Below are 15,473 nucleotides of genomic sequence, written 5' to 3'. Positions count from 1 at the left end.
ACTCGCCATGACCCGCATCATCCACCCGGCCACCACCGTCGTCCCGATGGCCGGCCGCACCCCGTGCTCGATCCAGCGGCCCGCGCGTGGACCGCTGTTGGACGAGTACCAGGGCCTCGCCCGCCTGGTGGCGGTCGCTGCCCGCGAGCAGCGGAGCGCCCTCGTGGAGGCCCCGCCGGGCGCCTCCGGCGTCCCGGACGGTCCGGGCGCCCCGGATGCCCCCGACTCCCCGCCTGCCTCCCCGCCCGCCTGTCGAGCGGACTGCCGCGAGCGCCGTGACCTGCTGCGGCGACTCGCCGTCAGAACCCGTGCCTGGTGCGGTCGTCGCGGGATGGCGGCCGATGCCGGGATGTCCACCGCCGAGTACGCCATCGGCACGGTGGCGGCCTGCGGTTTCGCCGCCGTGCTCTACAAGACGGTCACCGGTGGCGCGATCGCCAGTGCGCTCACCGACCTGCTGGACCGGGCGCTCCATGCGGTCTGACCGCCGCCCGCGGGGCGGCCCGCTCCGGTGGGCCGCCGGCGTCTCGGCGCGGAGCCGGGCCGCGCCGGACGGCGGGTTCGTGACCGCGGAGACGGCCGTCGTGCTGCCGGTGCTGGTGATGCTGATGCTGCTGCTGGTCTGGGGCGTGCTGGTCGCGGCGGCCCAGCTGCGGTGCATCGACGCGGCCGGGCTGGCCGCCCGGGCCGCCGCCCGCGGTGAGCGGGACGCGGCGACCCGGGCCCGCGCGGTGGCACCGGCCGGGGCCGCGGTGGACGTGGTCGAGTCCGGCGACACCGTGCGGGTGCTGGTGGAGGCGGACTGCCCGGGGCTCGGGGCCCTCGGGTCCGGGATGTCCATGAAGGTGTCGGCGGTCGCCGTGGCCGCCAACGAGGCAGTCCTCGGAAGGGAGTGAGGAGTGAGCCGCAAGCCCGTCAACGACCCGGACCGGGGATCCGCGACGATCTGGATGGTCGGCCTGGCGCTGCTCGGCTTCGCGGTCTTCGGCGCCGCGCTCTCGCTCGGCGCGGTGCTGGCCGCCCGGCACCGCGCCGAGTCGGCCGCCGACTCGGCCGCGCTCGCGGCCGCCGGCCGGCTGCTGCTGGACGAGGACGGCGGCTGCGCCCGGGCGGCCGCGCTGGCCGCCGAGCACCGGGCGGCCCTGGTCTCCTGTACCGCCGACTTCGCGGCGGACAGCGTGGAGGTCGAGGTCCGGGTCCCGGTCCACGGGATCCGCCTGCCGATCGGACCGGCCGTCGGCCGGGCCCGGGCCGGCCCGGTCTGGTCGCTCGGCGACGCCGACGGCCTCGACCTGCCCGCGCAGCCGGGCGCCGAGCCCGAGGAGCCCGCCCGGCCCGTCGGCCGGACCGGCCGACGCTCACCCCTCCTCGCGCCGACCCGCGGGGCCGCCGGAACCTCCCGGTGCGCCGGGATCGCCGGGCGCCCCCGCCAGCAGCGTGGTGAGCAGCCGGACCGCACCGTCCTTGTCCAGCGGCTCGTTGCCGTTGCCGCACTTGGGCGACTGCACGCAGGACGGGCAGCCCCGCTCGCACTCGCAGGCCCGGATGGCGTCCCGGGTGGCGGTCAGCCATTCGACGGCGTGCCGGAAGCCGTGCTCGGCGAAGCCGGCCCCGCCCGGATGCCCGTCGTAGACGAAGACCGTGGGCAGCTCGGTGTCCGGGTGCAGTGGGACCGAGACGCCGCCGATGTCCCAGCGGTCGCAGGTGGCGAACAGCGGGAGCAGCCCGATCGAGGCGTGCTCGGCGGCGTGCGCGGCTCCCGGCAGCTGGTCGAACGGGACCAGGGCGTCCAGCAACTGCTCCTCGGTCACGGTCCACCAGACCGCCCGGGTGCGCAGCGTCCTGGGCGGCAGGTCCAGCTTGCTCTCGCCCAGCACCTCGCCGGTGGCGATCCGCTTGCGCAGGTAGCCGACCACCTGGTTGACGACCTCGACCGACCCGAAGTTGAGGGTCCCCTCGCCCCAGCGCACGGTGCGCTCGGTGGACATGACGGAGATGGAGGTGACGTCCCGTGCGGCGGTCGTGTACGAGGGATTGGCGGCGGAGACCAGGGCGACCGAGCTGTCCAGGTCGAGGTCGCGCACCAGGTAGGTGCGGCCTTGGTGGAGGTGGACGGCACCGGTGTGGACGGTGGTGTGCGCGGCCGCGGCGTCGACGGTACCGAGCAGCCGGCCGGTGGACTCCTCGACGACCTGCACCGGGTTCCCGCCGCTGCCGCGCAGGTCGACGGCGTCGGCCGCCCGCTCGCGCCTGGTCCAGTACCAGGCGCCGTCGGAGCGGCGCCGGAGCAGGCCGCGCCGCTCCAGCACCGGCAGCAGCTGCGCGGTACTCGGGCCGAACAGCTCGGAGTCCTCGGCGGTCAGCGGCAGTTCGGCGGCCGCGGCGCACAGGTGCGGGGCCAGCACGTGCGGGTTGTCGGGGTCGAGCACGGTGGCCTCGACGGGCCGTTCGAAGAGCGCCTCGGGGTGGTGCACAAGGTAGGTGTCCAGCGGGTCGTCCCGGGCGATCAGCACCGCCAGCGCGCCCTGCGCCTCCCGTCCGGCCCGGCCCGCCTGCTGCCAGAGCGAGGCCCGGGTGCCCGGGTAGCCGGCCAGCAGCACCGCGTCCAGGCCGGAGACGTCCACGCCGAGCTCGAGCGCGGAGGTGGAGGCCAGGCCGAGCAGCCGGCCCGAGTGCAGGTCGCGCTCCAGCGCGCGCCGCTCCTCGGGCAGGTAGCCGCCCCGGTAGGCGGCCACCCGGTTGGCGAGCTGGGGCTCCAGGTTGTCCTGGGCCTGCAGCGCCACCAGTTCGGCGGCGCGCCGGGAGCGGACGAAGGCCACCGTCCGGGTGCCCTCGGCCACCAGGTCGGTGAGCAGGTAGGCGGTCTCGGCGGTGGCGGTCCGCCGGACCGGGGCGCCGTGCTCGCCGACGTGCTCGGTCAGCGGCGGCTCCCAGAGCGCGAAGACCAGCGGGCCGCGCGGTGAGCCGTCCTCGGTGACCGCCACGGCCGGCAGGCCGGTGAGCCGTTCGGCGGCCGCCGCCGGGTCCGCTGAGGTCGCCGAGGCCAGCAGGAAGGCCGGGTCGGAACCGTAGCGGCGGCAGACCCGGCGCAGCCGCCGAAGCACCTGGGCGACGTGCGAGCCGAAGACGCCCCGGTAGCTGTGGCACTCGTCCACCACCACGTAGCGCAGCGCCTTCAGGAAGGTGGACCAGCGGGGGTGGGCCGGCAGGATGCCGCGGTGCAGCATGTCCGGGTTGGTCAGCACGTAGGAGGCGTACTGCCGGACCCACTCGCGCTCCTGCGGCGGGGTGTCGCCGTCGTAGAGCGCCGCGCGGACCCGTTCCGGGGCGAGTTCGGCGGCCCGGCGCCGCTGGTCCGCCGCCAGCGCCTTGGTCGGGGCCAGGTAGAGGGCGGTGGCGCCGCGCCCGTTCGGCGCCTCGGTGCCGTTCAGCAGGTCGCTCAGCACCGGCGCCAGATAGCCGAGCGACTTGCCCGAGGCGGTTCCTGTGGCGAGCACCACAGTCTGACCGGATTTGGCCAGGTTCATCGCCTCGACCTGGTGCGTCCACGGCTCCCGGATGCCCAGTTCCAGGGCCGCCGCGCGGATCTCGGGGCGCACCGAGTCCGGCCATGGGGCGTGCCGCCCCTGGCGCGCGGGGAGATGCTCCGTATGGGTGAGCCGGTCGGAGCGCCCCCGGGCGGTGGCCAGGGTGTCGAGCAGGGCTTCCGGCGGGCGATGGCTGGGCGGCATGGAGACCCAGTGTGTCACTGGAGTGACGGAGAATCGTTGCAAGCCATCGTGCGGGCATGCTGCCAGGTGGTTGAATGATGCGGTGGCGGCCGATTGGCCGGACCGGCGGCACCTGAGCCGGTCGCTCGACCATGCGGTGGAGACCGTTCGCGCGGTGGAGACCGGCGGTGGAGACCGCCCTCGGCGGGATCGGCGGCTTCGGTCGCCGACACTGTCCGAGTCGCCGTAGAGAACGCAATGTGACCTAGCAAGGCAAGGTGCTGGAGGTTCCGTGGACCTGTCCCTGTCGACCCGTACTGTCGGCGACCGCACGGTCGTCGAGGTTGGCGGCGAGATCGATGTGTACACCGCCCCTAAGCTTCGCGAGCAGCTGGTCGAGCTCGTCAACGACGGCAGCTACCACCTGGTCGTCGACATGGAGGGCGTGGACTTCCTGGACTCGACCGGTCTGGGCGTGCTGGTGGGTGGCCTGAAGCGGGTGCGCGCGCACGAGGGATCGCTGCGCCTGGTGTGCACCCAGGAGCGCATTCTGAAGATCTTCCGGATCACCGGTCTGACCAAGGTGTTCCCGATCCACTCCTCGGTGGAAGAGGCCGTCGAGTCCACCGACTGACCTGGCAGGGCCCGGGAGTCCGCGGTGCGGGCGCCCGGGCCTGACCACTGCCTTGGAGCGGCCCCGGCGGTCGGCAGTTCGCGGTCCAGGACCGTCGGACTTCCGGCCCGGCCGGGCCGGTTGGCCTGACGTCCGGGTATCCGGGCGCGGGAGACCCGAGAGGGAGAGATGGCAACCGTCGAACTGCGCTTCAGCCCCCTGCCCGAACACGTGCGGACGGCACGGCTGGTGGCGGCGGCGGTGGCCAGACGCGCCGGCGTGGACGAGTCGGTGCTGGACGAGCTCCGGCTGGCCGTCGGCGAGGCCTGCTCGCGGGCCGTCGGACTGCACCAGCAGGTCGGCAAGGGCGGTGCCGTCCGGGTCGCGCTGATCGACCAGGAGAAGCGGTTCGTCATCGAGGTCGGTGACGGTGCCGGCCAGGTCGGCGAGCCGGCCGAGCCTGCAGGCGGCAGCGGCGACGGTGCCGATCCGGCCGAGGACGCGCTGGGCCTGGCCGTGATCACCGGCCTGGTCGAGGACCTCGAGGTCGGCCAGGACGACGACGGCGGCCTGATCCGGATGAGCTGGCCGATCAACCCGGCCTGAGCCCCGGTGCGAGCCCGACCCGGACGGCGGCGGCCGAGTCCGGCCGCCGGGCCGTGAGACACAATTGACAGACTGTTGAAGCTGCCGCTTCGCCGAGTCCGGCGCGACCTGACTCAGCGAAGGAACAGCCATGCGGATCCGCATCCTCTGGCCGGCCGGCCAAGCCACCGCGACCCTGCGGTCGACCCCCACCAGCGAGGCGCTCTGGGCAGCGCTGCCGATCGTCGCGTCGGCCAGTACCTGGGGCGAGGAGGTGTACTTCGGCACCCCGGTGAGCGTGCCCCTGGAGGCGGACGCCCAGCAGGTGGTGGAACCGGGCACCGTGGCCTTCTGGACCGACGGGGACAGCCTGGCGCTGCCGTACGGCCCCACCCCCGTCTCGCGCGGCCAGGAGTGCCGCCTGGCCAGCCCCTGCAACCTGCTGGGCATACTGGACGGCGATCCGCAGCGGCTGCGCACCGTGCACCCCGGCGACCCGATCCGGGTCGAGCGCGCCTGACCCTGCCCGTACCCGTGCCCGCCCCTGTGTCTGCCCTGTGCCTGCCCCGGTACCGGGAACCGTTCCGGTGGCCGGGCTCGTCGGTCGGGGGGTGTCGGGTAGGTTCACCCGGGACGGACGGCGACTGACGGAGGGCTCTCCAGGTGGACGGGCGAGTGCGGGTGGACGGCGGGCGGGACGGAGCGCGGCGCTCCCGGGCGGGCGGCGCGGGCCGGGTGCTCGCACTGCCGCTGCTCGGGGCGCTGCTCGCCACCGGTGCGGCGGCCTGCAGCGGCAGCGACAACGGTGCGGCGCTCGACGGCTGGGCCAAGCAGGTCTGCGACGGGCTGCGCGACCCGGTCGCGCAGTCCCGGACCGCGCTCGCCGACACCGCCCAGGTCAAGCCCGACGAGGCGCCCGCGGACCTGCAGAAGCGGCTGGCCGCCGACCTGGGCACCCTGGTCACCGCCAACCAGCAGATCGCCGACGTGATGGACAAGGCCGGAGCTCCGAAGGTCGACAACGGCGCCGGCGTCCAGAAGGACGCGGTCAACGAGCTGCGACAGGCCTCCCAGGGCTTCCAGGACGTGCAGCAGAAGCTCTCCGCGCTCTCCACCGACGACCAGGCGAAGTTCGCCGACGGCCTGAAGAGCATCGGAGACCAGGCCCAGCAGATGGCCAAGCTGTCCAACGGCGCGATGACCACCGTGCAGAGCGGCGACCTCGGCAAGGCGATCGCCAAGCAGCCCGGCTGCCGCACCGCCGCCTCCGGCAGCCCGATGCCCAACGCGGCGCCCTCCGGCAGCGGTGCCCCGGCCGGCAGCGGCGCTCCGACCGACGGCGGGTCGCCCGCGGCCGGCGGCGCGCCGGCGCAGTCCGGCAGCCCTGCCCCGGCCGCCTCCGGCAGTCCGGCGGCCGGCGGTAGCCCCGCGGCGAGCGGCAGCCCGGCGGCCGCCGCCTCCGGCAGCCCCAGCGGTTCCGCCTCCCCGCATTGACGCCTCCCCGCACTGACGCCCCGCTCACGCTGCGCCGACGACGCGCGGGCAACCCGCACGGGACCGCGCCCTGACGCTGCGTGGAACCCGTACCGACGCTGCACGGGACCGGCGGCAGGAGGCGGGAGAATGGGCGGGTGACCACGCTTCCCGCCCCCGACCCCACCCGCCTCGCCCGTCTGCGGGAGGCGCTGCTGACCGCCTCCTACACCGCCGACGGCTGCCTCGACCTGCTCGGCCCGACCGCCTACGCGGCCCTGGCCCGCAGCGAGGCGGTGCCCGCGCTGCGCGCGACCCGGGGCGGCACCCCGCTGGAGACGCTGATCCGGCTCTTCCTGCTGCAGCAGCCCGCCCCGCGCGCGGCCGCCGCCGCTGCGCTGCCGGTCGAGGACTGCCTGGCCGACGGCTGGCTGCTGGCCGACGGCGACCGGGTGCGGGCCACCGTGGACGTCCGTCCGTACGCCAACGAGGTGGCCGGCCAGGAGAGCGCCGACGCCTGGGTGGTCTCCGACCTGGGTTGCGCGGTCGGCGGCGCGGGCGGCATCGGCGCCGGCGGCAGCACGGCCGGCGTGCCCCGGCGCGAGCTGGTGCTCGGCGTCGGCGGCGCCTCCACCACGCTGGCCAACCTGGCCGTCCGCCGCCCGGTCCGCAGCGCGCTGGACCTGGGCACCGGATCCGGCGTCCAGGCCCTGCACGCGGCCCGGCACGCCCAGCGGGTGACCGCCACCGACCTCAACCCCCGCGCGCTGGCCTTCGCCCGCCTCACCCTGGCGCTCTCCGGCTTCGACCAGGTGGAGACCGCCGAGGGCAGCCTCTTCGAGCCGGTCGGCGAGCAGCGGTTCGACCTGATCGTCTCCAACCCGCCGTTCGTGATCTCGCCCGGCAGCCGCTTCGTCTACCGGGACGGCGGGATGGCCGGCGACGAGCTCTGCCGCTCCCTGGTGCGCGGCGCCGCCGAGCGGCTGGTGCCCGGCGGCTACTGCCAGCTGCTGGCGAACTGGCAGCACGTCAAGGGCGAGGACTGGCACGACCGGCTGGCGGGCTGGGTGGCCGGGACCGGCCTGGACGCCTGGGTGGTCCAGCGCGAGGTGCAGGACGTGGCGCAGTACGCCGAGCTGTGGCTGCGCGACGGCGGCGACCACCTGGCCGCCCGGGAGGCCTACGAGGCCCGCTACGGCGAATGGCTGGACGCCTTCGAGGCGGGCGGCGTGGAGGGCATCGGCTTCGGCTGGATCACCCTGCGCAATTCGGGCAGCGAGCGCCCCGCCGTGCGGATCGAGGAGTGGCCGCACCCGGTGGAGCAGCCGCTCGGCCCGCACATCGAGCAGTGGTTCGCCCGCCAGGACTTCCTGCGCGAGCACGACGACGCCGCGCTGCTCGCCGCCCGCTACGTGCTCGCCGAAGAGGTGCTGCAGGAGCAGGTCGGCGCGCCCGGTGCCGAGGACCCGGAGCACGTGGTGCTGCGGCAGGGCCGGGGCATGCGGCGGGCGACCAAGGTGGACACCGTGGGCGCCGGTTTCGCCGGGGTCTGCGACGGCTCGCTGGCGGCCGGTGAGATCGTCGACGCGATCGCCCAGCTGCTCGGTGAGGACCGCCTGGTGCTCCGCGACCGGGTGCCGGAGTCGCTGCGGCTGCTGGTCGAGCAGGGCTTCGTCCAGCCGGTCTGACGGCCGCTCCCGGAGTCGGTCCGGAGGCTGTTCTGACGCGCGCTCAGCAGCCCTGCGGCCGCCGCCGGATGGCAGATCCGTTCACCCAGTCGTGATCCCGCGTTCTCCTCACGTCCCCCGTGAGTCGGCCTCCGGTTGGCCGCCGGTTGCCACCCTGCGGGAACGTGGCCCCGTGCGGGCCGGGCGAGCGGGGGGACCGGGTGGAGACGCCGACGGCGGGGGTCGCGGGGGGCGTGCTGGCGCTCTTCGGAGGCGCACTGTTGTTCTGGTGCGCGGCTGAGCTGCGCCTTCGCCACCGGCTGCGGCGGCACGGCGTTCCGGTGACCGCCCTGGTGGTGCCCGACACGGCCGCCGGCCAGGCCGCCGATCCGGCCCCGCTGCTCTCCTACGCCACGCTCTCCGCGCACGGCACCGAGGCCGCCGTGGTGCTGGCCCGCCCACGCGGCAGCACGCCGCTGAGCCGCCCGGCCGGGCTCTCGCCGGGCAGCTCGGTCCGGGTCCACTACGATCCCCGCGAGCCGTCCCGGGTGGTGTTCGCCGACCGCGGCCCGGCCCCTTCGCTGCTGCAGGACACCCTCTGGCCGCTGCTCGGCGTCGGAGCCCTGGCCGCCGGCCTCGGCCTGCTGGCCGCCGCGCTCTGACGCGGGCCGGTCGGCCGCGCCGGGGCTCGACCACTCAGCGCAGTCGGCGGGTGACCCGGCGTCAGGGCGCTGGGCGGCGGTTTCGCGCCCGATTAGCGCGAGCTTTCGGCCGGTTCCGGCCGGTTCGGCGGCCTGCGGACGCCCCCGACGCGAGAACCGCGCGGCGCCGGGGTCCATCATCGGGTTACCGTTCGAGTGGCGTCGGTCGGCCTTGCCGGTGAAAAAGCGGGATCCGTCCGTTTGACAAGGGTGACCAGGGTACGGTCACACTCCGCAGGTGGGGTCGTCGCAATGCGGTCACCCCCGGCGGTGGTGTGCCGGGCGTCGGCCAGCCGTCGGCCAGCACACACGAAGCGACCGGGAGAGAAGAGCGAAGGTGTCCCCGAGCAGCGAGACCGCGCAGGGCGGTAAGCGACTCGTCATTGTCGAGTCGCCCGCCAAGGCGAAGACGATCAAGGGCTACCTCGGCCCCGGCTACATCGTCGAGGCGAGCGTCGGGCACATCCGCGACCTGCCGAAGACGGCAGCCGAAGTGCCGGACAAGTACACCGGCGAGTTCCGTCGGCTCGGGGTGGACGTCGACCACGACTTCACCCCCATCTACGTGGTCAGCCCCGAGAAGAAGGCCCAGGTCACCAAGCTCAAGCAGCTGCTCGCGGAGTCCGACGAGCTCTTCCTGGCCACCGATGAGGACCGCGAGGGCGAGGCCATCGCCTGGCACCTGCAGGAGGTGCTGAAGCCGAAGGTCCCGGTCAAGCGGATGGTCTTCCACGAGATCACCAAGGCCGCGATCCAGGAGGCTGTGGCCAACCCGCGCGAGCTGAACCAGCGTCTGGTGGACGCCCAGGAGACCCGCCGGATCCTCGACCGCCTCTACGGCTACGAGGTCTCCCCGGTGCTCTGGAAGAAGGTCATGCCGAGCCTCTCGGCCGGCCGCGTCCAGTCGGTCGCCACCCGTCTGGTGGTCGAGCGCGAGCGCGAGCGGATCGCCTTCACCTCGGCCTCCTACTGGGACCTGACCGCCGTCTTCGGCACCGGCCGCACCCCCGCGGACGCCGCCAACCCGGAGACCTTCGGCGCCCGGCTCTCCGCCGTGGACGGCCGGCGGATCGCCAGCGGCCGCGACTTCGGCCAGGACGGCCAGCTCAAGACCGCCAACACCCTGCACCTGGACGAGCAGGCCGCCCGCTCGCTGGCCGCCGCCCTGGAGCAGACCGCGTTCAGCGTCCGCAGCGTCGAGTCCAAGCCGTACCGTCGCTCGCCCTACGCGCCGTTCCGCACCACCACGCTGCAGCAGGAGGCCAGCCGCAAGCTGGGCTTCGGCGCCAAGCGGACCATGCAGGTGGCCCAGAAGCTGTACGAGAACGGCTTCATCACCTACATGCGCACCGACTCGACCACGCTCTCCGAGACGGCCGTCAGCGCCGCCCGGGCCCAGGTCACCCAGCTCTACGGCGCCGACTACCTGCCGGAGGCCCCCCGGGTCTACGCCAGCAAGGTCAAGAACGCCCAGGAGGCGCACGAGGCGATCCGCCCCTCCGGCGACCGCTTCCGCACCCCGGCCGAGACCGCCCTGAGCGGCGACGACTTCAGGCTCTACGAGCTGATCTGGATGCGCACCGTCGCCTCCCAGATGAAGGACGCGGTCGGCCAGTCGGTCAGCGTCAAGGTGGCCGGCACCTCGGCCGACCGGCGGGAGGTCGAGTTCACCGCCTCCGGCAAGATCATCACCTTCCACGGCTTCCTCAAGGCCTACGTGGAGGGCGCCGACGACCCCAACGCCGAGCTGGACGACCGCGAGCGCCGGCTGCCCCAGGTCACCGAGGGCGACCCGCTGGCCGCCGAGCAGCTCAGCCCCGAGGGCCACGCCACCAAGCCGCCGGCGCGCTACACCGAGGCCTCGCTGGTCAAGGAGCTGGAGGAGCGGGAGATCGGCCGCCCCTCGACCTACGCCTCGATCATCGACACCATCATCAACCGCCGCTACGTGTTCAAGAAGGGCACGGCCCTGGTGCCGTCCTTCCTCTCCTTCGCGGTGGTCAACCTGCTGGAGAAGCACTTCGGCCGGCTGGTCGACTACGACTTCACCGCGAAGATGGAGGACGACCTCGACCGGATCGCGGCCGGCCAGGCCGAGTCGGTGCCGTGGCTGAAGCGCTTCTACTTCGGTGAGGGCGAGGGCGCGGGCGGTGCCGCCGACGCCGGCAACGGCGACGGCGACCACCTGGGCGGCCTCAAGGAGCTGGTGACCGACCTGGGCGCGATCGACGCCCGGGAGATCAGCTCGTTCCGGCTCAGCGACGACATCACGCTGCGGGTCGGCCGCTACGGCCCGTACGTGGAGAAGGCCGCCACCGAGGCCGACCAGCCCGGCCAGCGCGCCGACATCCCCGACGAGCTGCCGCCGGACGAGCTGACCGTCGAGCTGGCCGAGGAGCTGCTGGCCAAGCCCAGCGGCGACTACGAGCTGGGCAACGACCCGCAGACCGGCCACATGCTGGTCGCCAAGGACGGCCGCTACGGCCCGTACGTCACCGAGATCCTGCCCGAGGGCACCCCGAAGACCGGCAAGAACGCGGTCAAGCCGCGCACCGCCTCGCTCTTCAAGACGATGTCCCTGGACACCGTCACCCTGGACGACGCGCTGCGGCTGCTCTCGCTGCCCCGGGTGGTCGGCACCGACGCCGAGGGCGTGGAGATCACCGCGCAGAACGGCCGCTACGGGCCGTACCTCAAGAAGGGGACCGACTCGCGCTCGCTCACCAGCGAGGACCAGCTCTTCACGGTCACCCTGGAGGAGGCGCTGGCGATCTACGCCCAGCCCAAGCAGCGCGGCCGGGCCGCCGCCGCCCCGCCGCTGCGCGAGCTGGGCACCGACCCGGTCAGCGAGCGGCCGGTGGTGGTCAAGGACGGCCGGTTCGGCCCGTACGTGACCGACGGCGAGACCAACGCGACGCTCCGCAAGGACGACGACGTCGCCACCATCACGCCGGAGCGCGGCTACGAGCTGCTGGCGGAGAAGCGGGCCCGCGGGCCGGTGAAGAAGACCGCCAAGAAGGCGCCGGCGAAGAAGGCCACCGCGAAGAAGACGGCGGCCAAGAAGACCACGGCCACCAAGACGGCCGCGGCCAAGAAGACAGCCGCCAAGAAGACCACGACGGCCACGAAGGCCACTGCGGCGAAGAAGACCGCGGCCAAGAAGACGACGGCCGCCAAGTCGGCCGGCGACTCGGGCGCCGAGGACTGACCGGGTGACGCGGAACGCGGCGACCGAGCCGCGTTCCGCGTCACAACCCGGTCATAGCGGCGTTCGACCGGGCCATGCGCCTCTTGACGCCGCGCCCCGCCCGCTACGCTGACCGTATGACGAGCGAGGAGCAGCCCACCCCCACTGTGCCCGCCCTCCCCGAAGTGGTGCCCGCCGGAACACCCGGCGAGCGGGCGCGCGCGTTGCTGCGGTCGCGCCCGTACCGCCGGTTGTGGACGGCTCAGCTGATCAGCGGTACCGCCGACCGGTCGGCCTTCCTGGTGCTGCTCGCGCTCACCGTGGTGGCGGCCGGCACCGCCGGGCAGTTCGGCGGCGGCTACCGCGGCGCCGCCTTCGCGCTCACCCTGGTCTTCGCGGCCCGGCTGCTCGCCGCCGGCCTGGTCGGGGTGGCGCTGCTCGGCCCGCTGCACCGTCTGGTCACCGGTCCGCTGGACCGCCGCTGGACGCTGATCGCCGCCGACGGGCTGCGCGCCCTGCTGATCGGCATCGCGCCCTGGTGGCCGGTCTGGACCCACCAGTCGACGCCCGCCTACCTGCTGCTCGGCACCGTCTTCGTCAGCGGTGCGGCCGAGCGGGTCTGGTCCACGGCCAAGGGCGCGATCACGCCCACCCTGCTCCCGGTCGGCAACCCGTACGCGGCTCCCGCCGAGCAGCGCCCCTCGGCCGCCAACCTGGAGACCGTGCGCACCATCGACATGCGCACCGGCTGGGCCACCGTGCCGCTGGCCGCCGTCGTCCTGATCGCCTGCACGCTGGTGAACAACCTGCTCGCCGCGCTCGGCTCGGACTGGCTGCGCTACCACCAGCTGGCCTCGGCCGCGGTCGGCTCGGCGGTGCTCTTCGGCGCCTCGGCCGTGCTGCTCTTCCAGCAGCAGGACCTGCCGGCCCGGGCCGGCGGCCCCGTCCCCGTCTCGCCGCTGCAGGGCCTCAAGGCACCCACCGACGCCACCCCGGGCCCGGCGCTCGGCAAGGGCCGCACCGGCTCCGCCCCGTACTTCACCTTCGCGATCGCCGCCGCCTACGCCGCGGTGGCCGGCACCGCCGCGCTGGCCTTCTTCACCGCCGCCGAGCACGGCGCCGGCCCGATCGGGTACGGCCTGCTGGTGCTGGCGGCGACCGGGCTGCCCTGGCTCGGCCTGCGGCTCACCCGGGTGACGCTGCCCGCGCTCTCCCGCCGCCGGCTGCTCGCGATCGGGCTGCTCATCATCGGTGCCGCGCTGATCCTGGCCGGCCTGGTCTTCGACTACGTGCTGATCCTGCTGCTCACCTCGGTGGCGGCGGTGGCCGCCGGCCTGGTGATCGGGGTCGGCCGGGCGCTGCTCGCCCAGGAGGTCGAGGAGGCCCGGCTGCCCAAGGTCACCGAGCACCTGTACGCGGTGCTGCGGCTGGTGGTCGGCGCCGCGCTGCTCGGCATGCCGCTGCTGGCCGCCGCCTACGGCGAGGTGGACTACGGCAACCGGACGCCCGGCACCTTCACCTTCGTGCACGGCGGCGCCGCGATCGCCGTGGCCACCGCCGGCGTGCTGACCCTGGCGCTGGCCGGCCTGGTGCTGCTGCGCACCGACGACCAGCGCGGCACCGTGCCGTTCGGCCGGGAGCTGCTGGAGGCGCTGGGCGGCGGCCGCGAGGTGCCGGAGCACCGGGTCAGCGGCACCGGCTTCTTCATCGCCCTGGAGGGCGGCGACGGGGCCGGCAAGTCCACCCAGGCGCAGGCGCTGGCCGAGTGGATCCGCAGCAAGGGCCACGAGGTGGTGCTGACCCGCGAGCCCGGCGGCAGCCCGGTCGGGCAGCGGCTGCGCGGCCTGGTGCTGGACGTCGGCAACACCGGCCTGTCGCACCGGGCCGAGGCGCTGATCTACGCGGCCGACCGGGCCGAGCACGTGGAGAACGTGATCCGGCCCGCGCTGGCCCGCGGCGCCGTGGTGATCACCGACCGCTACATGGACTCCTCGATCGCCTACCAGGGCGCCGGCCGCGACCTGGCCGCCACCGAGGTGGCCCGGATCTCCCGCTGGGCCACCGGCGGGCTGGTGCCCGACCTGACCGTGGTGCTGGACGTGGACCCGGAGCGGGCCCGCGAGCGGTTCACCGAGGCGCTGGACCGGCTGGAGAACGAGCCGGTGGAGTTCCACACCCGGGTCCGGGCCGGCTTCCTGGCGCTGGCCGCCGCTGACCCGGCCCGCTACCTGGTGGTGGACGCCGGCAAGGCACCGGCCATGGTCACCACCGCGATCCGGCACCGGCTGGACCGGGAGCTGCCGCTCTCCGAGCAGGAGAAGGAGGCCCGCCGGGAGCGCGAGCGGCTGGCTCGCGAGGAGGCCGAGCGGCGTGCCGCCGAGGAGGCCCGGCAGAAGGCGGAGGCCGAGGCGGCCGAGCGCAAGCGCCAGGAGCTGCTGGAGCAGCTCCGCGCCGAGCAGGCCGAGAAGGAGCGGCTGGCCCGTGAGGAGGCCGCTCGCAAGCAGGCCGAGGAGGACCGGAAGAAGGCCGAGGAGGCTCGGCTCGCCGCCGAGGCCGAGGCGGCCCGGCAGGCGGCCCGGGCCGAGGAGGAGCGCAAGGCGGAGGAGGCCCGGCTGGCCGCCGAGGCCGAGGAGAAGGCCCGCCGGGACGCGGAGGCCGCTGCCGCCGCCGAGTTCCAGCGCCAGCGCGACGTGCAGCGCGAGGAGCAGCGCCGGCGCGCCGAGGAGGCGCTGCAGCGGGCCGAGGCGGCCCGGCAGGCGGAGGCCGCCGCGGCGGCGGCCCGGGCGGCCAATGACGCGGAGGCGGTGACCGAGGAGATCTCGGAGCGGGACCGGCAGGCGGCGGTGGCCGCGGCGGACCGGCTGGCCGCCGAGCGTGCGGAGGACGGTGCGGACGGCCCGGAGAGCGCACTGGAGCGCACGGCGGTGCTGCCGGCGGTCTCCGCGCCGGGTGCCGCGGACGAGACGGCCGTGCTGCCGGCGGTGCCGGGGAAGCCGGGCGGCAAGGCGGAGCGGCCGGACGCGGGGCGGCCTGAGCAGGCGCGGCCGGAGTCCGTGCGGCCCGAGCAGGCGCGGCCGGAGTCGGCCGTGGAGCGCACCGCGGTGCTGCTGCCGGTGGCGGACGCTCCCGGTGCTGCGTCGCGGGGCGCGTCGGGCGGGTCCGCCGGTGCGCCGGGCGGCGGCGCCGGTGCGTCGCGTGCCGCGGCCGGCGGTGCGCCGGCCGGGAAGGCCAAGCTGCTGCCGGTGCGGCCGGTCGAGGACCGGGTGCCGCCTGGCCTCTGGCGCGCTGAGCCCACCGAGCCCACCGAGCCCGCCGAGCCGGCCGGGGAGCAGGCGGCCCGGCCCCCGCGCCGGCCGTCCTGGGCCGAGGAGACCCCGATGGACGACCTGCCGAGCCTGACCGACTCGCTGCTCGGCTCCCGCGAGGAGTGGGCCCGCTGGGACGCCGAGGAGCCGGACGGCGAGGACGGTGGCCGCGGCCGCAAGCGCCGCAAGTAGGCCGCGAGGCGCCCGGCCCGCCGCGGGTTGTCCGCGGCGG

The 15,473-nt window shown here is 75.0% G+C and carries 11 protein-coding genes and 1 pseudogene; 11 read left to right on the top strand and 1 reads right to left on the bottom strand.

All coding sequences use genetic code 11. The annotated features are described in order from the left end of the window. The first annotated feature begins 7 nt into the window (after nucleotides 1-7). The 3 genes and pseudogenes from ACFYNO_RS39010 to ACFYNO_RS39000 form a co-directional block, all read left to right on the top strand. Entirely contained in the window at nucleotides 8-484 is a 477-nt protein-coding gene (locus ACFYNO_RS39010) for a DUF4244 domain-containing protein (RefSeq protein ID WP_388022929.1), read from the top strand. Nucleotides 485-563: 79 nt separating this feature from the next. Next, nucleotides 564-896 carry a TadE family type IV pilus minor pilin gene (locus ACFYNO_RS39005; RefSeq protein ID WP_388022927.1) on the top strand — a complete coding sequence of 111 codons (333 nt, stop codon included), beginning with the start codon at nucleotides 564-566 and terminating at the stop codon, nucleotides 894-896. A gap of 3 nt (nucleotides 897-899) precedes the next feature. Next, nucleotides 900-1,247 (top strand): annotated as a pseudogene (locus ACFYNO_RS39000) (Rv3654c family TadE-like protein); the annotation flags it as partial. Between the two features lie 111 nt (nucleotides 1,248-1,358). Here ACFYNO_RS39000 and ACFYNO_RS38995 read toward each other — a convergent pair. Continuing rightward, on the bottom strand, nucleotides 1,359-3,731 hold the full coding sequence (locus tag ACFYNO_RS38995; protein WP_388022924.1) for a DEAD/DEAH box helicase: 2,373 nt from the start codon (nucleotides 3,729-3,731) through the stop codon (nucleotides 1,359-1,361). A gap of 271 nt (nucleotides 3,732-4,002) precedes the next feature. Between ACFYNO_RS38995 and bldG the strand changes: the two genes are divergently transcribed. The 8 genes from bldG (at nucleotide 4,003) to tmk (ending at nucleotide 15,433) form a co-directional block, all read left to right on the top strand. After that, the gene (gene bldG, locus ACFYNO_RS38990; protein ID WP_035847612.1) at nucleotides 4,003-4,344 is read left to right on the top strand and encodes an anti-sigma factor antagonist BldG; all 342 of its coding nucleotides are present in this window, start codon (nucleotides 4,003-4,005) and stop codon (nucleotides 4,342-4,344) included. Nucleotides 4,345-4,512: 168 nt separating this feature from the next. Next, nucleotides 4,513-4,929 (top strand): ATP-binding protein, encoded by a 417-nt coding sequence (locus ACFYNO_RS38985; RefSeq protein ID WP_388022922.1) that lies wholly within the window; start codon nucleotides 4,513-4,515, stop codon nucleotides 4,927-4,929. Between the two features lie 130 nt (nucleotides 4,930-5,059). Further along, the gene (locus tag ACFYNO_RS38980; protein WP_388022920.1) at nucleotides 5,060-5,428 is read left to right on the top strand and encodes a cyclophilin-like fold protein; all 369 of its coding nucleotides are present in this window, start codon (nucleotides 5,060-5,062) and stop codon (nucleotides 5,426-5,428) included. 143 nt (nucleotides 5,429-5,571) lie between these two features. Continuing rightward, on the top strand, nucleotides 5,572-6,402 hold the full coding sequence (locus ACFYNO_RS38975) for a hypothetical protein (RefSeq protein ID WP_388022918.1): 831 nt from the start codon (nucleotides 5,572-5,574) through the stop codon (nucleotides 6,400-6,402). A gap of 137 nt (nucleotides 6,403-6,539) precedes the next feature. Further along, nucleotides 6,540-8,069, top strand: coding sequence for a methyltransferase (locus ACFYNO_RS38970; protein WP_388022916.1), 1,530 nt, complete (start codon nucleotides 6,540-6,542; stop codon nucleotides 8,067-8,069). 200 nt (nucleotides 8,070-8,269) lie between these two features. Next, nucleotides 8,270-8,710 carry a DUF3592 domain-containing protein gene (locus ACFYNO_RS38965; RefSeq protein ID WP_388022915.1) on the top strand — a complete coding sequence of 147 codons (441 nt, stop codon included), beginning with the start codon at nucleotides 8,270-8,272 and terminating at the stop codon, nucleotides 8,708-8,710. A gap of 376 nt (nucleotides 8,711-9,086) precedes the next feature. Beyond that, a complete protein-coding gene (gene topA, locus ACFYNO_RS38960; RefSeq protein ID WP_388022913.1) occupies nucleotides 9,087-11,957 on the top strand; it encodes a type I DNA topoisomerase in 2,871 nt (956 codons plus the stop codon). 116 nt (nucleotides 11,958-12,073) lie between these two features. Then, complete coding sequence (gene tmk, locus ACFYNO_RS38955; protein ID WP_388022911.1) at nucleotides 12,074-15,433, top strand: dTMP kinase; 3,360 nt, start codon at nucleotides 12,074-12,076, stop codon at nucleotides 15,431-15,433. Nucleotides 15,434-15,473: the final 40 nt, after the last annotated feature.

Origin of the sequence: Kitasatospora sp. NPDC006697, assembly GCF_042869935.1 — a bacterium.
In the GTDB taxonomy this organism is placed as follows: Bacteria; Actinomycetota; Actinomycetes; order Streptomycetales; family Streptomycetaceae; genus Kitasatospora.
The sequence above is the reverse complement of the archived record's forward strand: the minus strand, read 5'-3'. Positions and strand labels throughout refer to the sequence as shown.